Origin of the sequence: Hymenobacter sp. DG25A (genome assembly GCF_001280305.1) — a bacterium.
Lineage (GTDB): Bacteria > Bacteroidota > Bacteroidia > Cytophagales > Hymenobacteraceae > Hymenobacter.
Window position 1 is genome coordinate 2360360 of record NZ_CP012623.1, and the last position, 14010, is coordinate 2374369.

Sequence of the window (14010 nt, forward strand, 5' to 3'; positions counted from 1 at the left end):
TAATGATTGATGGCAACTTACCAGACTTTAGTGGTGCAGGTTTAGCCTCAGATACTAATGTTGCTAAAGCCAGTCGATACTTACTGTTTTCCGGCGGCAGTTGTGTTTTTGTTGCTCTCTTGTTCCTACTGCTTAACCTGTTAAGGGTAAGCTAACTGCTCTTTCCTTTAAATTATGCGTCAAGAATCTTTCGACTTCCTCCAGACATACCTGAATAACGCCTCTCCTACCGGCTTTGAGAAGGAAGGCCAGAAGCTGTGGCTGGATTATATAAAGCCGTATATCGACGAGTATTTCGTGGATACCTATGGCACGGTGGTGGGCGTTATCAATCCCAAAGCCAAGTACAAAGTCGTGATTGAAGCCCACGCGGATGAAATCAGCTACTTCGTTAATTACATTACCGAATCGGGCTTTCTGTACCTGCGCCGCAATGGCGGTTCTGACCCCCTGGTAGCGCCCAGCAAGCGCGTGAATATTCACACCGCCAAAGGCATTGTGAAGGCGGTGTTTGGCTGGCCGGCCATTCACGTGCGCAAGGTGGAGCAGGACAAAGCGCCTACCATTGAAACCGTGTACCTGGACTGCGGCGCCGCCAACAAGGAAGAGGTGGAAGCCATGGGCATTCACGTGGGCTCGGTGGTCACCTTCGAGGACGAGTTCATGGTGCTGAACGAGAAGTTCTATGTGGGCCGCGCGTTGGACAACCGCATCGGCGGCTTCATGATTGCCGAAGTGGCCCGCATGCTGAAGGAGAATAAGAACAAGCTGCCCTACGGCCTCTACATTGTGAATGCGGTGCAGGAAGAAATTGGTCTGCGCGGGGCCGAAATGATTGCCCACCGCATTCAGCCGGACGTGGCCATCATTACCGACGTGACCCACGATACTCAGTCGCCGATGTATGAGAAAAAGACGTCTGGCGACCTGTTTTGCGGCAAAGGCCCGGTGATTACCTACGGCCCGGCCGTGCAGAACAACCTGCGCGACTTGATCATTGAAACCGCTCAGAAAGCGGAAATACCCTTCCAGCGCGCCGCCGCCACCCGCGCCACCGGCACCGACACGGACGCCTTTGCCTACTCCAGCGCCGGCGTAGCCTCCGCCCTCATTTCGCTGCCGCTGAAGTACATGCACACTACCGTAGAAACAGTGCATAAAGACGACGTGGAAAACGTAACCAAGCTCATCTATGAGTCGCTATTGCGCATCGAAGACGGCCACGATTTCCGCTATTTCAAATAGCCTATCCTTTTTGTCATCCTGAGCGAAGCGAAGGACCTTCTCCCGCGAGAACAAGTCGTTAATACGATTGTCGTTCTATGGTGAGAAGGTCCTTCGCTTCGCTCAGGATGACACTTTTTTAATTTATGGAGCTTCCTCCCCTCCCCCATTTGCCGCTTACTGTTACCGACCAAATGAATCGGCGGGTCGCAGTGCCGTTTCCGCCCCGGCGCATTGTGTCGCTGGTGCCTTCTCAGACGGAGCTTTTGTTTGATCTGGGCCTGGGAGAGCGGGTTGTGGGCGTTACCAAATTCTGCATCCACCCCGCGCAGGCCCGACAGCAGGCTACCATCATTGGGGGAACCAAGGACTTTCATTTCGACCGGATTGCCGAACTCAAGCCCGATTTGATTATTGGCAATAAGGAAGAGAACTACCAGGAAGGCATTGAGCAGTTGGCGGCCCGGTACCCGGTCTGGATGAGCGACATTAGCACACTGGCCGATGCGCTGGATATGATACGCCGCGTGGGGCTTATTGCCGGCCGCAAGGAGCGCGCCGAGGCGCTTGCCCAACAAATTCAGGCCTCCTTCACTAACCTGGCCCGACCATCAGCGGAACTGATTCCGGCGGCTTACTTCATCTGGCGCAAGCCGTATATGGTGGCCGCCGGCGGCACCTTTATTGATGAGATGCTGCGGGTAGCGGGCTTTCAAAATGTATTCGGTCACCTCTCGCGTTATCCCGAAATCAGCGCGGAACAGCTGGCAGCAGCCAATCCGCAGCAGATTCTGCTTTCCTCGGAGCCTTATCCTTTCGGTGAAAAGCACCTGGCTGAGTTTCAGGCCATCTGCCCGGCGGCGCAGGTTCGTATTGTAGATGGAGAGCTGTTCAGCTGGTATGGCAGCCGGTTGTTGCATTCCGCTGCTTATTTCCGGGAGCTGCAGTAGCCCGAAACTCTCATTTCGGGTTACAACTCTGGGTACACTTCAAACCCGGCCTTTTTCAGCTCTTTCCAGAACTGCGGGTAAGATTTGCGCACTACCTGCGGCGCTACAATAGTCAGCGGGCCGCGCAGGGCTAAAGGAGCAAACGCCATGGCCATGCGGTGGTCGTGGTAGGTTTCTATGGTTTGGCCGTGCACCCGGAAGTTGGCGGCCGTTACGCGGAAACGGCCCTCGCCCAGGTCCGCCAGTTCGCCGCCGAATTTGGCCAGCTCCGTTTGCAGGGCCGCAATCCGGTCGGTTTCCTTGATGCGCAGACTTTCCAGGCCGGTCATATCCACCGGAATTTCCAGGGCAGCGGCTACTACGGCCACGGTTTGGGCCAGATCAGGGCAATGGGTGAAATCCTGTGCTACGGCCGGGCCAGGGGCTATCTGCGTCAGGTGCATGCCGTCGGCTACGTACTCCGTGGCTACGCCCAGCTGCTCCATAATGGCTACAATGGCCTGGTCGCCCTGTAGGGAATGTCGGCGCAGGCCCGTCAGGGTGATTTCGGAACCAGCCGGCCCCAACGCCACCATGGCATACCAATAGCTGGCCGCCGACCAGTCACTTTCTACTGTGTAGTCAGCGGGTTGATAGGGTTGCGGCTGCACTTCCAGCACGCTGCCCAGGTCGCGGGCGCGGGCGCCGAAATGCTGCATCAAAGCCTGCGTCATGCGGATATAGGGTCGGGAGCCCACAGTGCCGGTCAGGCGGATGCGCAACCCGCCCGGCAGCATAGGCGCAATCATCAGCAGCGCGGAAATATACTGGCTGCTGATATCGCCGCGCACCATCAACTCGGGCATCTCTTCGGTTGCCGCCGACACCCAGCCTTCCAGGCGCAGCGGCGGGTAGCCCTGCTGCTCTTCGTAGCTAATCCGGGCTCCCAGCTGGCGCAGGGCATCTACCAACACCCCAATGGGCCGCTGACGCATGCGGGTGGTGCCGGTGAGAAGCACATGACGGTTAGTTACGGCCAGATAGGCCGTGAGAAAGCGCATTACCGTGCCCGCATCTTCCGCATCCACCACATCCGCATCCGGCATCGACAGCAGCCGTTGCATGAGTTGCGTATCGTTGGCATCCGACAGATTGGAGAGGCTTCCGCCGCCAGCCAATGCCTGCAGAATTAATACCCGGTTGCTTTCGCTTTTAGAGGCCGGAAGCTGGGCAATGCCGCGAAGCGGGCCACCATTCCAGCGCAGGGAGAGAGAAGTGGAACTCACAGATGATGGTAGTAACGAAGCGAATCGGCCAGTTCCTGCAGGGTAACGGGCTGGTCGTACACGGCCTGGCCAATTCCTTTCAGCAGCGTGCAATTAATGGTGGTGCCGGAGTTTTTCTTGTCCTGCCGGGCGTAGTCGGCAATGGCATCGGTTTCCAGGGTGACAAACTGCACCTTCTCGAACACCGTGAACAGGAAGGTTTCAATCTTATCCAGCTCTTCTGCACTCAGCAAGCCTTTTTGCACCGACAGCCAGCTTTCGCAAATCATACCGGCCGCAACAGCTTCGCCATGCAGAATTTCGCGGCCCGGCTGCGTGAGCAGGTAGCTTTCCAGCGCGTGGCCCACGGTATGGCCAAAGTTGAGCACTTTGCGCAGGCCGGATTCCAAGGGGTCCTGGGCGACGATATTCCGCTTTATATCTACTGAATGTCGAATGAGCGGCGTCCAGTCTTCTACAAATACGCCCTCCTGGCGGTAGTTGTCAAACGCCCGCGCATCGGCAATCAGCCAGTGCTTCACCATTTCGGCGTAGCCAGATTTTAATTGCCGGGGGTCGAGGGTGGTAAGGAACTGCGGGTGGATGAACACGCCGGTAGGTTCCTGAAAAACGCCTAACTGGTTTTTGAAGCCCATGTAGTCGATGCCGGTTTTGCCACCCACGCTGGCATCTACCTGAGCCAGCAGCGTGGTGGGCACCTGCACAAACAGAATACCGCGCTTATACAGCGCCGCGCAGAAGCCACCTAAATCGGTGATGACGCCGCCACCCAGGTTTACCAGCATTGCAAACCGGTCGGCGCGCTGTTCGGTCAGCTCGCTCCACACCGTCTCGCAGGAAGCCAGGGTTTTATACTCCTCCCCGGCCGGGATTTCCAGCAGCGTATGGCCTTCCGGCAGGTAAGGCAGCAGGCGGTTGTAGCACAGGCGGCTGGTGTTGGCATCCGTCAGTACAAAAACCTGACTGATGGCCGGCCGGCGCAGCACTTCCTCCAGCGCCGGTAAAGCTTCTGAGCCAATGATAGGGGCGTTTTGGGTCACAGTTTCGGGGGTTGCAGAATGTAGATAGGCAATGCGTATTCCGGCGTACGAAAATGCCGCTTACTCCGGTCGATTCAGAATTTCGGTTTGCTTCCGGATGCTTTCGATGTGAATCAGCTTGTAGAGCTCCTCCACAAACTTCTCATTCACCCCTACCCGCCCGGCCCAGTCGGAGCGGGAGGCGAAGATTTCCTGCCAGCGGTCCAGCTGCAGAATCTTCACGTTATTTTCCTTTTTGTAAGCCGCCAGCTCCTCTACCAAAGACATGCGCCGGGCCAGCGCCTCAATAATTTCGCGGTCGGCTACGTCCATTTTCTGCCGCAGTTCCTCCGCTTTATTCAGGTATTCCACGTTGTCAGAAGAGCGGTAGCGGTACTTCAGCTCGCTCAGGATTTCGCCCAGGCGCTCCGGCGTTACCTGCTGCTCGGCATCGGAAAGGGCACGGTCGGGGTCGGGGTGGGTTTCAATCATCAGCCCGTCATAGTCCAGATCCAGGGCTTTCTGGGCGATGGGCAGCAGCAGGTCGCGGCGGCCACCAATGTGGCTGGGGTCGCAGATGAGCGGAATATGCGGAAAGCGGGTTTTCAGCTCGATAGGCAGGGCCCAGGTGGGTGCATTGCGGTAGCGGGAAGGCGCAAACGTGCTGAAGCCCCGGTGAATGGCGGCCAGATCCTGAATACCGGCCCGCTCCAGCCGCTCCAGAGCGCCGGCCCAGAGCGCTACATCCGGATTCACGGGGTTTTTCACCATCACGGGCACGCCGGTTCCCGCCAAAGCATCGGCCAGCTCCTGCACGGCAAAGGGGTTTACCGTGGTGCGGGCGCCAATCCAGAGCACATTAATACCGTGGGCCAGGGCCTGTTCTACGTGGTTAGGCGTGGCTACTTCTATAGCTACGGGCATTCCAAGCTCCTGCTGCACGCGCTGTAGCCACGGCAGGGCGGTTTTACCCATACCTTCAAAAGAACCGGGCCGGGTGCGGGGCTTCCAGATACCGGCCCGGAACAGATCGATATTGCCCAAGGCCTGCAGGCCGCGGGCAGTTGCGAGCACCTGTTCTTCGGTTTCGGCGCTGCAAGGGCCGGCAATGAGTAAGGGCTGGCCTTTAGCCGCCAGGCGGCGGGTAAAAAAAGTATCGGTGAGAGGAGTCACTTCCATAGAGAGCAATTGAATACGAGCAGCCGGTGCCGTTTGGCCGGCCCGGGCGCCCGTCAGGTAATAGTACCAGGCACCACACTAACTAACACAGCCAAAACGATGTTTACCGGCTATCTTCGCAGCGCGAACGTGCTATCTGTTGGCACCGCTCAAAACTACCACCTGCATGCCCCCCACCCAAGTTCTCCCCGTTTCTTTTGAAGATACCGCTATTGCCTTCGCTTCTAAATCGAATGCGGAACTGCGGAAAATGTACGCCCTATTTGCGGCCATGAACAATAATGGCCTGGTGAAATTAGGTGGCGGCATGATGAAGGCCGCGCTGAAATGGCACCTGCCCGGCACCAAGTCCCTCATCAAAAACACCATTTTTGAGCAGTTCTGCGGCGGCGAGACCATTCAGGAGTGCCTGCCCGTGATTGAAGAGCTGGGCCGCTATAACATCGGTACCATCCTGGACTACTCGGTAGAGGGCGAAGGCAGCGAAAAGAGCTTCGACCATACCCGGGACGAAATTCTGGGCACCATTGATATGGCGCACCGCTCGCGGCATATTCCCTTTTCGGTGTTTAAAGTAACCGGCGTGGCCGATGCGGCTCTGCTGGAGAAAATTCAGGACAAAAAGCCGCTTACGCCGGCCGAGCAAACCAGCTACGACCGCGCCCACGCCCGCATTGATGCCATCTGCGCCCAGGCGCACCGCTATGGCGTGCGGGTATTTATTGATGCCGAGGAAAGCTGGTTCCAGGAAACCATTGACCAGATCTCCTATGAGATGATGGCCAAGTATAATAAGGAGTCGGCTATTGTCTGGAACACTTACCAGCTTTACCGCCACGACCGGCTCGAGGCCATTCAGCAGGCCTGTGCGGCCGCCGAGAAAGGCAACTATTACTTGGGCGGCAAGCTGGTGCGGGGCGCTTATATGGAGAAGGAAACCCGGGTAGCGGCCCAGCGCGGCAATCCAAACCCCATCAACCCCAGCAAAGCCGCTACCGACGAGCTGTACAACAAGGCCCTACGCTTCTGCGTGGAGCACGCTGACCGCATCAGCATTTGCGCGGGCACCCACAACGAGGACAGTTCCCTCCTGCTCACGCAGCTGATGCAGCAGCATAACCTGCAGCCCGGCGACCCGCGCATCTGGTTTGCCCAGCTTTACGGCATGAGCGACAACCTGAGCTATAATCTGGCCCACGCGGGCTATAACACGGCTAAGTATGTTCCTTATGGCCCCGTGGAGGCTGTGATGCCCTATTTGCTGCGCCGCGCCGATGAAAACACGGCCATTGCGGGTCAAAGCAGCCGGGAGTTTTTGCTCATTCAGAAAGAACTGACCCGCCGCAAAACAGCCCGCTAAGTTTGCATGGCTATTTATCAGCCATTTATTAGCAATTTGCCGCTGCCCTGGCATTTATGCCGGGCAGCGGTTTTTTTGTAATTTCCGCAGTTATTACCACCTGCTTCCTTCCATGAACGGCCGAGTACGCAAACATTTAATTCGTTTTTCCCGCACCCAGATAGGCACCACCAGCTATATCAACCTCGTGCAGGAAGCTGAGTTGGGTCTGAATCTGGATATATCGCACGAGAAATCCCGCCTCAACGAAATTCTGGCGGAGATATCCGAGCATGAGTACCGGGCAGGCCGCCCCATTTTAAGCTCGCTTATTAAAGTAAAGGGCTCCAAAGGCCAGGGCGACCAGTTCTTTAAACTCTGCGAGCGGCTGGGCTTAGGCGAATGGCGCACGCTGAAGCAGGATGAAGATTTTTTACCGAAGCTGCGCCAGGAATGCCGTGACTTCTGGCAGAATGACCTGAATTACAAGGAGTTTTCCTGATAAATATAGAAAAATTTAGTTATTCATATTCTAATAGAATTTAGGCATTTTCTTATTCCACCTGTAACCCCTCAGTAAGGTGGGCCGTTAAGCTACCAGAATCCCACAATGAGATTCGCTGGTTTTTGAAACCAGCACTCTATGTTTTCTTGTACTCTTAACTCCCACTCAAATGAATACCAACGAATCAAATAATCCCTCGAATACTGGTACTGGCTCGGGCGCAAACTATGGTAGCGGCACTGCCGGCTCCGGTTATGGCTCAACTGGCTCAACTTCGGGTGGCAATATGGGTAACTCCAGCACTGGCTCCGGTGCTTCCGGCGACGATTACAGCGCAACCGCTAAAGGTGCTGCTGCCGCTGGTACTGCAGGTGCAGTGGTAGGACGTGGTGTTGATGCCGTACAAAATGCAGCCGACGAAGCAGCACACGCTGTAACCGGCCAGCCATATCAGAATACTTCCGGTCCCCGGATGCTGACTTCTACTTTCCGTGACCGTGAAAGCGCTGAGCGTGCTTATACTTCGCTGTCGTCACGCGGTTATTCTAAAGATGATGTAAACCTGTTGATGTCGGACGAAACGCGCAAGCGTCACTTCGGCGACCATACCGCTGATACCGACTTGGGCGACAAAGCTATGGAAGGTGCCGGCGTAGGCTCGGCCATTGGTGGCACCGCTGGTGCTATTATTGGTGCCATTGCTGCCATTGGTACTTCGGTAGCATTGCCAGGCCTGGGTCTGATCATTGCTGGTCCGGTTGCGGCTGCTCTGGCAGGTGCTGGTGCCGGTGGCCTGACGGGCGGCCTGGTAGGTGCCTTGGTAGGCTCGGGTATTCCCGAAGAGCGTGCTGCTGAGTACGAATCTGATATCAAGAACGGCGGTATCGTAATGGGTGTGAAACCCCGGAGCGAAGAAGATGCCCGTTATTTCGAGTCGGAATTCCGTCGTCACAAAGGTGACCGTATCTATAGCTAAGCCCTTTTGGCTTTAGCTACCTGAAAAAGTCCCTCTCCTATTCTGGAGGGGGACTTTTTCTTTTTGGAACTTCCTTAAAAAGGTGCAACCTTCTGCCTGCTGGCGGTGCCCATGGTAATGCATAGGGGCACTTATTTTCCCACTATGCACGTTATAGCCCAACCAGACACCCCGGCAGACTCGTAGAGTTAGGACCGGCTTTTGCATACGCTTTTGCGTATATTTGTTTACGACCATTTTAGCATCGGTTTCATGTCATCTCTGCGATTAAAAGTAGGCTTATATGCCTTTCTGGTGTCCGCCGTTTTCGTGCTGGCTTCTTATAAACTGTATCACCGCACTACCAGTCGGGCGCCGCAGAAAGATGAGGTCTTGATTAAAGCCATGCTTCAGGGCCTGAGCGCGGCGCACTATCAGCCGGAGAAAATAGACGATGCCTTCTCTAAGCGCGTCTTTGATCTATACCTGAAGCGCGTAGACTACAACAAGATGTTTCTGTTGCAGTCTGACATAGCTCAGCTGCGCAAGTATCAGTCGGCTATTGATGAGCAGGCGCGGGCGGGCAGCCACGAGTTTATGGACCTGACCACCCAGATCATGGATCAGCGGGTGAAGGATGTACAGGCGCTTTACCGGGATATTCTCTCCAAGCCGTTTGACTTCACCACGGAAGAGTCCGTGGAGACTGATTCAGATAAAATGGCTTTTGCGGCTGACAAAGCGGCACAGCGGGAGCAGTGGCGCAAATTCCTGAAATATGAGACCATGGTTCGTATTTCAGAGATGATGGATGCCCAGGCTAAAAAGGACCCCAAAGTGGCTTCTGCTGAGCCCAACCCCACACCGGCTAAAATGGAAGCCGAGGCACGCAAACGTGTGCTGAAAAACTACGACGATAAGTTCAGCGACCTGCTGCAGAACGATGCCAATGACCGGCTGGCGCTGTATGCCAACACCATTGCCAATACCTACGACCCCCACACCGAGTACTTTGCCCCCCGGGACAAAGAATCCTTTGATATAGCCATGACGGGCCGTTTTGAAGGTATTGGGGCTTCCCTGGGTGAGAAAGATGGCCAGATTAAAGTGTCGGAGATTATTCCCGGCAGTGCCTCTTACCGCCAGGGCGAGCTGAAAGCCGGCGACATTATTATGCGGGTGGCGCAGGGTGCTGAAGAACCTGTATCAGTAGAAGGCTGGCGCCTGGATAAGGCAATTTCCCTGATTCGGGGCAAAAAAGGCACGGAGGTTCGCCTCACGGTGAAGAAGCCGGATGGCGCTATCAAAGTCATTCCGATTATACGGGACGTGGTAGTGATTGAAGAAACCTTCGCGCAGTCGGCTACCATCAATGAAAATGGCAAGAAAATCGGCTACCTGCGGCTGCCCACATTCTACGCCGACTTTAATGACAACGGTGGCCGCAGCAGCGCCACGGATGTTCGTAAAGAGCTGGAAAAACTGCAGAAAGAGCACGTGGAAGGCGTTGTGCTGGACCTGCGCTACAATGGCGGCGGCTCCCTGCAAGATGCGGTTGAAATGGCTGGCCTCTTTATTGACAGTGGTCCGGTAGTACAGGTAAAAGGTGGCCAGGGTGCTGCCACTGTACTCAACGACCGTGACCCCCGCGTGCAGTACTCCGGCCCGCTGGTGATAATGGTAAACAAGTACAGTGCCTCCGCTTCGGAGATTCTGGCTGCCGCCATTCAGGACTATAAGCGTGGCATTATTATGGGCTCGGCCAGCACGTATGGCAAGGGCACCGTGCAGCGCATTTTTGATCTGGATGATGTGCTGGGTGATTTCAGCAGCCTGAAGCCTTTTGGCTCTCTGAAGCTGACCACGCAGAAGTTTTACCGCATCAATGGCGGCTCTACCCAGTTTAAAGGCGTGGTGCCAGACATCGTGCTGCCCGATGCTTACAGCTACCTGGACCAGGGTGAGAAAGAGTCCGACTATGCCCTGAAATGGGACGAAATTGGCGCGGCTCGTTACCGTACTTGGAACTCGCCTACCCTACCCCTGGACAAAGTAAAAGCAAAAAGCCAGGCGCGCGTAGCCACTAACCCTTCGTTTAAAATGGTAAACGAAATGGTGCAGCGCATGCGCAAGCGCAAGGATGAAACGATGGTATCTCTGAAACTGGCGGCTTTCCGCACAGAGCAGGAGAAGGCCAAAGTAGAATCTAACCGCTACGATGAGATTAAGAAAGCGGCTCCTACGCTGGCTATTGCTCCCCTGGCTGCTGACGTGCAGGCCCTGGGTGGCGACACCGTGAAAGTGAACCGTGCCTCGCGCTTCACCAAAAACCTGAAGAAGGACATTGACCTGACAGAAGCAGTAGCGGTTATTAAAGACCAGATCTAATCCTGCCTCATAAACTGCTAAAAGCCTCCTGCTCTGATTGAGCAGGAGGCTTTTTTTTACCCTGTCTATACCTGACAATATATTTAGCAAATAGACCTTGAAACACAATCATCCATAGTCATCAATAAACAGGCTATAAAACGCCTTAAATGCTGTTTAAACGCGTAAAATATTTCGCTATTATTTTTAGTAAATATGCAACTGATTTTAGAGTCCCTGTGTTTACTAATCATGACAACGATACTGGAAAACAATATCATTCCGCTCGTTACGGACGAGCAGAAACAAGCGGAGGAAACGTGGCGCAAATCCATTCCGGCCCAGGTTTTCCTCAACTACTTTTTTGCCATCAACTATCATATCCAGGAGCACGATGATGCTACTGGCGGCGTGCAGCACCTACCTTATTTCCGGGCGCACCAAGCCGAGCTGACGGAAGAAGATCTGCAGGCAGTGACCAAGATGCTGCATGCTTCCTGGAGTACGGAGTATGCGCTGCGTGCCACAGCAGAGCTGGGTGATGAAGATTACCTGCGTAACGCTCTGCACTGGACGTTTCCGCAGGCATACCATGCCATACTCTCCGGCCTTCAGGCTTTCCTGTACACGGCGGGCGTACGGACCAATAACCCCTCGCTGATTCGGCGGGAGGTGGGCCGCCTGGTGGTGCGCAATGCCTATCCACGGCCGGTTTCCTTCTATGCGGCGGGCGCTTACGGCGACTTTAGCATTCATCGGCTGCCGCTGGCGGGCTACAAGCCGGGGCTGCACATTGCGGGCAAGGAGATTGAGGCGCAGGCCCAGATTGGGCAGTTCCTGCGCACCACGCGCAAGATCAAAGCCCTGGCTACCCGCCAGCAGGTGCAGGCCAACCCGAACACGGCTATTCGTAGCCAGAAGACCGGCAAAGTGCTGGATAAATGGACGGCCTCGCACTGGCAGCAGATTACTTGGCGCCTGGGCTATACCACCATCTTCGATTTGCTGGGCCGCCTGCGCATTTCGCAGACCAGCCGGGAGATTGAGCGCTTCGTGGAGGCCGACATCGACTTTAAACTCTTCCATCAGTCGCTGCTCAACATTGTCAGCTACCTCAATGGTATCCATGAAAGCTACGTAGCCAAGGCTATGGGCCTGGAGCGTTACGAGCAGCTGATAGTTGAGCTGCCCAAGCACTTGCAGCACAGCTTTGTGCAGGAACGTTTGCGCAAGCAGGTGGCGCCCGCCATTACCGGCATCAGCCCCAACAATCAGATGGGAATGGCTGCTTAAGCGTTGCCTCTTTTAACACCACTCCATATATCGTAAGCGCCGCTCCTTTGGGGCGGCGTTTTTTTGTTTTTAAAGGCATCGAAAGCAAACACCGCCTGGCACGCACGGCTAATTCTGTTCCGACAGTCGGGATTCGGAATAAGCGGCTTATTTTTGCAGCTTGATTTTTCGGGGCCCGTGTGGGCCTTATGTTTAAGCCTCCTCCCCCATGCAGCACCTCAGCGAACAGGAGCAACTGCGCCGCCATAAGCTGGCAGAACTCCAAAAGCTCGGTATTGAGCCCTATCCGTCGGAGTTGTTCGATGTGAATTTCTATGCGCAGGAAATCCACGACAATTACCATCCGGAGCTTAACAACTTTCAGGATGTAAGCTTGGCCGGCCGCATTATGTCGGTGCGCGTGATGGGCAAAGCCTCGTTTGCCGAGCTGATGGACACCACCGGCCGCATTCAGCTTTACGTCAACCGCGACGAAATCTGCCCCGGCGAGAATAAGGACCTGTACAACATCGTCTTCAAGAAGCTCATTGACCTGGGCGACTTTGTAGGCGTGAAAGGCCACGTATTTAAAACGCAGGTGGGCGAAACGTCCATTCACGTAACCGGCCTTACCCTACTGAGCAAGAGCCTGCGCCCCCTGCCGGTGGTGAAGGAAGCCGTAGATGAGCAGGGCAACAAAGTAACGTTTGATGCCTTCACTGACCCTGAGCAGCGCTACCGCCAGCGGTACGTGGACCTGGTGGTGAACCCCAAGGTGCGCGAAACCTTTATTAAGCGCACACAGCTGGTGCAGGCCATGCGCAACTACCTCAACGACAAAGGCTACCTGGAGGTGGAAACGCCTATTCTGCAGCCCTTGTACGGGGGCGCGGCGGCCCGCCCGTTCAAAACGCACCACAACACGCTGGACATGACGCTGTATCTGCGCATTGCCAACGAGCTGTACCTGAAGCGCCTGATTGTGGGTGGCTTTGATGGCGTTTACGAATTCTCGAAAGACTTCCGCAACGAGGGCATGAGCCGGTTCCACAACCCGGAGTTCACCCAGATGGAACTGTACGTAGCCTACAAAGACTACTACTGGATGATGGATCTGGTAGAAGAAATGGTGGAGCGCGTAGCCATGGCGCTGCACGGCAAAACTGAGGTGCAGGTCGGTGATAACCTCATCAACTTCCAGCGCCCCTGGAAGCGCTACACCATGGCTGAGTCCATCAAGCACTTCACGGGCTTTGATATTGATGGCAAGAGCGAGGAAGAGCTGCGCGCTGCCGCCAAGGAGTTGAAAGTAGGACTGGACCCAAGCATGGGCAAGGCCAAAATCATTGACGAAATCTTTGGGGAGCACGTGGAGCCGAAGCTGATTCAGCCCACCTTCATTACCGACTACCCGGTGGAGATGTCGCCGCTGGCCAAGAAGCACCGCTCCAAGCCCGGTTTGGTAGAGCGTTTCGAGGCAATCTGCAACGGCAAGGAAATCTGCAATGCCTTCTCCGAGCTGAACGACCCCATTGACCAGCGCGCCCGCTTCGAGGAGCAGCTGGAACTGGGCAAGCGCGGCGACACGGAGGCCATGGTGCTGGACGAGGACTTCCTGCGCGCCTTGGAGTACGGTATGCCGCCTACGGCCGGCCTGGGCATCGGCATCGACCGCCTGAGCATGATCATGACCAACTCCAACTCCATTCAGGACGTGCTGTTCTTCCCGCAGATGAAGCCGGAGTACACCAAATCGGAAAACGCGCCGAAGCCTGAAGCCCAGGCATAAAGGCCCCGGTTCAAAAATCGAAAAGCCTCCTGTGTTTAGCACAGGAGGCTTTTCTTTTTAATCGACTTAGTATGATAACCAGAGCTTTACCAAAAGAATCTTGCGAGGAACCAGTACGAATTTACTGAGAGGCTGTTTTACCAGAT

11 protein-coding genes are annotated in these 14010 nt (G+C 55.4%); 8 read left to right on the top strand and 3 right to left on the bottom strand.

Translation table 11 applies throughout. The features are described from left to right. The first annotated feature begins 174 nt into the window (after positions 1-174). Positions 175-1245: a M42 family metallopeptidase gene (locus AM218_RS10140; RefSeq protein WP_054413759.1), complete on the top strand. Its 1071-nt coding sequence runs from the start codon at positions 175-177 to the stop codon at positions 1243-1245. A 125-nt stretch (positions 1246-1370) separates the two neighbouring features. Beyond that, entirely contained in the window at positions 1371-2174 is an 804-nt protein-coding gene (locus AM218_RS10145) for an ABC transporter substrate-binding protein (protein ID WP_054413760.1), read from the top strand. A 20-nt stretch (positions 2175-2194) separates the two neighbouring features. Here the strand turns inward: AM218_RS10145 and AM218_RS10150 are convergent, their stop codons facing one another. Genes AM218_RS10150 through AM218_RS10160 form a run of 3 tightly spaced genes read right to left on the bottom strand, consistent with a single transcriptional unit; the run spans position 2195 to position 5637 of the window. Continuing rightward, on the bottom strand, positions 2195-3439 hold the full coding sequence (locus AM218_RS10150; protein WP_054413761.1) for a 3-phosphoshikimate 1-carboxyvinyltransferase: 1245 nt from the start codon (positions 3437-3439) through the stop codon (positions 2195-2197). Next, positions 3436-4479 carry a 3-dehydroquinate synthase gene (aroB, locus tag AM218_RS10155; RefSeq protein WP_054413762.1) on the bottom strand — a complete coding sequence of 348 codons (1044 nt, stop codon included), beginning with the start codon at positions 4477-4479 and terminating at the stop codon, positions 3436-3438. The genes AM218_RS10150 and aroB overlap by 4 nt, the downstream gene beginning before the upstream one ends. Positions 4480-4539: 60 nt before the next feature. Beyond that, positions 4540-5637, bottom strand: a complete 1098-nt coding sequence (locus AM218_RS10160) for a chorismate mutase (RefSeq protein ID WP_054413763.1) — start codon at positions 5635-5637, stop codon at positions 4540-4542. Positions 5638-5803: 166 nt separating this feature from the next. Between AM218_RS10160 and AM218_RS10165 the strand changes: the two genes are divergently transcribed. From AM218_RS10165 to lysS, 6 genes are all read left to right on the top strand, one after another. Then, a complete protein-coding gene (locus AM218_RS10165; RefSeq protein ID WP_054415496.1) occupies positions 5804-6997 on the top strand; it encodes a proline dehydrogenase family protein in 1194 nt (397 codons plus the stop codon). 112 nt (positions 6998-7109) lie between these two features. Continuing rightward, a complete protein-coding gene (locus AM218_RS10170) occupies positions 7110-7478 on the top strand; it encodes a hypothetical protein (RefSeq protein WP_054413764.1) in 369 nt (122 codons plus the stop codon). 172 nt (positions 7479-7650) lie between these two features. After that, positions 7651-8457 carry a hypothetical protein gene (locus AM218_RS17185; protein ID WP_316937413.1) on the top strand — a complete coding sequence of 269 codons (807 nt, stop codon included), beginning with the start codon at positions 7651-7653 and terminating at the stop codon, positions 8455-8457. Between the two features lie 252 nt (positions 8458-8709). After that, positions 8710-10824, top strand: coding sequence for a carboxy terminal-processing peptidase (locus tag AM218_RS10180; RefSeq protein ID WP_054413765.1), 2115 nt, complete (start codon positions 8710-8712; stop codon positions 10822-10824). Between the two features lie 231 nt (positions 10825-11055). Continuing rightward, complete coding sequence (locus AM218_RS10185) at positions 11056-12096, top strand: hypothetical protein (RefSeq protein WP_054413766.1); 1041 nt, start codon at positions 11056-11058, stop codon at positions 12094-12096. Positions 12097-12304: 208 nt separating this feature from the next. Then, entirely contained in the window at positions 12305-13864 is a 1560-nt protein-coding gene (gene lysS / locus AM218_RS10190; protein WP_054413767.1) for a lysine--tRNA ligase, read from the top strand. The last annotated feature ends 146 nt before the right edge of the window (positions 13865-14010 follow it).

Bases quoted from the DNA above. Each gene is read 5' to 3' on its own strand.
- AM218_RS10140 (WP_054413759.1), top strand. From the start codon at position 175: ATGCGTCAAGAATCTTTCGACTTCCTCCAGACATACCTGAATAACGCC.
- AM218_RS10145 (WP_054413760.1), top strand. From the start codon at position 1,371: ATGGAGCTTCCTCCCCTCCCCCATTTGCCGCTTACTGTTACCGACCAA.
- AM218_RS10160 (WP_054413763.1), bottom strand. From the start codon at position 5,637: ATGGAAGTGACTCCTCTCACCGATACTTTTTTTACCCGCCGCCTGGCG.
- AM218_RS10165 (WP_054415496.1), top strand. From the start codon at position 5,804: ATGCCCCCCACCCAAGTTCTCCCCGTTTCTTTTGAAGATACCGCTATT.
- AM218_RS10170 (WP_054413764.1), top strand. From the start codon at position 7,110: ATGAACGGCCGAGTACGCAAACATTTAATTCGTTTTTCCCGCACCCAG.
- AM218_RS17185 (WP_316937413.1), top strand. From the start codon at position 7,651: ATGAATACCAACGAATCAAATAATCCCTCGAATACTGGTACTGGCTCG.
- AM218_RS10180 (WP_054413765.1), top strand. From the start codon at position 8,710: ATGTCATCTCTGCGATTAAAAGTAGGCTTATATGCCTTTCTGGTGTCC.
- AM218_RS10185 (WP_054413766.1), top strand. From the start codon at position 11,056: ATGACAACGATACTGGAAAACAATATCATTCCGCTCGTTACGGACGAG.
- lysS (WP_054413767.1), top strand. From the start codon at position 12,305: ATGCAGCACCTCAGCGAACAGGAGCAACTGCGCCGCCATAAGCTGGCA.